Origin of the sequence: Kribbella sp. (assembly GCF_035655035.1) — a bacterium.
Taxonomy (GTDB): domain Bacteria; phylum Actinomycetota; class Actinomycetes; order Propionibacteriales; family Kribbellaceae; genus Kribbella.
Window position 1 is genome coordinate 1 of record NZ_DASRVN010000184.1, and the last position, 1,995, is coordinate 1,995.

Here is a 1,995-nt window from a genome sequence, read left to right on the forward strand (position 1 = left end):
GTGTTGGGGTTTGTGGGGTGGGGCCCGTGGTTGGTGGGCGCGGACCCGAGGTGGGGCGGGGTGTTGGTGAGGGTCACAGCTGCCGGGCCGTCCGGGGTGGAGTGGTGGCTCGACGCGGGAGTCGACGGTGAGGGCGTCGACGATGCGGAGCGGGGACTCGACGCGCGGACGGCCGGCAGCTGTGTGTCCCGGTCGGTGAGACCGGGAATCCGGGGAACCTGCAGCCCGGCAGGGCCGGGGCGAGTGCTGAGGTGGACGGCCGGGAGCAGGTTGTTCTCGTTGCCATCGGCCACCTTGGGGGCGGCGTGGGCGGTGGGGGCGATGCCGAGGGCGGCGCAGGTACCGAGGCCGAGGGCAACGAGTGCGCGACGGGTGATCCTGGCCAGCCGGCCGGATCCTCCGTTTCGCACACGGTTGCCTGCAGCAACCTCAGTCGTCGGCGCCATCCCCGTGATCCCGTCTTGGTCGGTCGGCCGCCCGTGACCGGGCGGGCCGTGGAACCCCTTGCGGACAAGGGGGTTTCGCGACCAAGGGAAAGTTCGCGTGAGTACGAAGGCAGGCGGGCCTCGGAAGCACCGCCGCGCGCGGATGTCTGATCCTGCGGGTGAGCACTCGGTGCGGCGTCTCGATGCGCCGCTGCTCGTTGTCGCCGGCATCGGGTTCTCGGTTCCCGAAACCTCCAACAGACAGCAAAAGTACTACTACCCACGGTTACTGTCCACAGCTGTGAGCAAGTTTCAGCGATGTGAGTACTTCCGCAGTCACCTTCAGAATCCCTTGTTCAACAGGCTTGCGTGCTCCGAGCACCATTCCGCGTACGTCCGCGGCTCTCGTCCGGTAACCCGCCGTACGACGTCTGTTCGCAGTCCGATCGTGTCCGCCCGCATCAGTTTCAGGCCCTCGACAATCGCGGCGGCGAGCTCCGGCGGTGCGCCGTCGGGGTAGCGGAAGCGGACCGCCTCCTCGGGGTTTTCGATCGGCCGTACCTCGACGGTGCGACCGAGGGCCGTACCGAGGATCGCGACCTGCTCGGCGAGCGTGAGCGCCTCGGGTCCCGTCACCGTGTAGGCCTGCGAGTGGCCGTCCTCGAGCAGTACGGCGGCCGCGACCGCGGCGATGTCCGCCGGGTCGACCGGTGCCGCCCGGCCGGGGCCGATCGGGTCCAGCACGTAGCCGCCGGAGGGGATCGTCGGCAGCCAGTCGAAGGTGTTCGTCATGAACCCGGTCGGGCGGAGGAATGTCGCCGCGATCCCCGACTCCTGGATGAGCCGTTCGCGCTCGTGGTGCCAGCGGCCCATCGCGGGGACCGGGTCGCCGAGGACGGCGTACGACGAGAGGTACACGATCCGCCGTACGCCGGCCGCGCGGGCCGCGGCGATGACGTTCGCGGTGTGCGTGAGACCGGTGCCGGGGACGAGCAGGAACAGTTTCTCGACGCCGCGCAGGTCGAGCGGGCCGTCGAGGTCGCTGACCTGTTGCTCGGCGGGCAGGTCCGGGCGTGTGCTGCGGACCAGCGCGCGGAACTCGGCGCCCCGGCGGTTGAGCTCGTCGACGAGAGCGCGACCGACGTGCCCGGTGGCGCCGGTGACCAGCAGCATGGCAAACTCCTTTACCGGTTAACGATTTCGGCAGAACGTTAACCGGTAAACGATCTATGGGTCAAGGAGTCCGCCGGTGCCCGAGTTCCTGGAGTTGCACAGCAAGACGTCCAAGTTGCTGCGGGCCGCCGCCGACACCGCCGTACAGCGGCATGGACTGCGGCTCGGGCAGGACCACCTGCTCGCCGCGCTCTGGGCGCAGGACGGCCGTACGCCGGGGGAGATCGCCGCAGCCGTGAACGTGACCACGCCCGCGGTCACCAAGCTCGCGACCCGGATGGCCGAGTCCGGCTGGCTCGAACGCCGGCCGGATCCGCACGACAACCGCCTCGTACGGCTCTGGCTGACGCCTGCCGGCCGCGCGCTCCAGGCGCCGATCGAGGCCGAGCGGCAGCAG

The 1,995-nt window shown here is 70.0% G+C and carries 3 protein-coding genes; 1 reads left to right on the forward strand and 2 read right to left on the reverse strand.

Going from position 1 to position 1,995, the window contains the following annotated elements; all coding sequences use genetic code 11:
* A partial coding sequence (locus VFF46_RS10895) for a hypothetical protein (RefSeq protein ID WP_325036955.1) occupies positions 1 to 410 on the reverse strand: 410 nt, incomplete at its 3' end.
* 357 nt (positions 411 to 767) lie between these two features.
* Positions 768 to 1,598, reverse strand: a complete 831-nt coding sequence (locus VFF46_RS10900; protein WP_325036956.1) for an NAD(P)H-binding protein — start codon at positions 1,596 to 1,598, stop codon at positions 768 to 770.
* A gap of 76 nt (positions 1,599 to 1,674) precedes the next feature.
* Between VFF46_RS10900 and VFF46_RS10905 the strand changes: the two genes are divergently transcribed.
* A partial coding sequence (locus VFF46_RS10905; protein WP_325036957.1) for a MarR family winged helix-turn-helix transcriptional regulator occupies positions 1,675 to 1,995 on the forward strand: 321 nt, incomplete at its 3' end.

Excerpts from the sequence above, each read along its gene's own strand:
- VFF46_RS10900 (WP_325036956.1), bottom strand. The coding sequence starts at position 1,598 with ATGCTGCTGGTCACCGGCGCCACCGGGCACGTCGGTCGCGCTCTCGTC.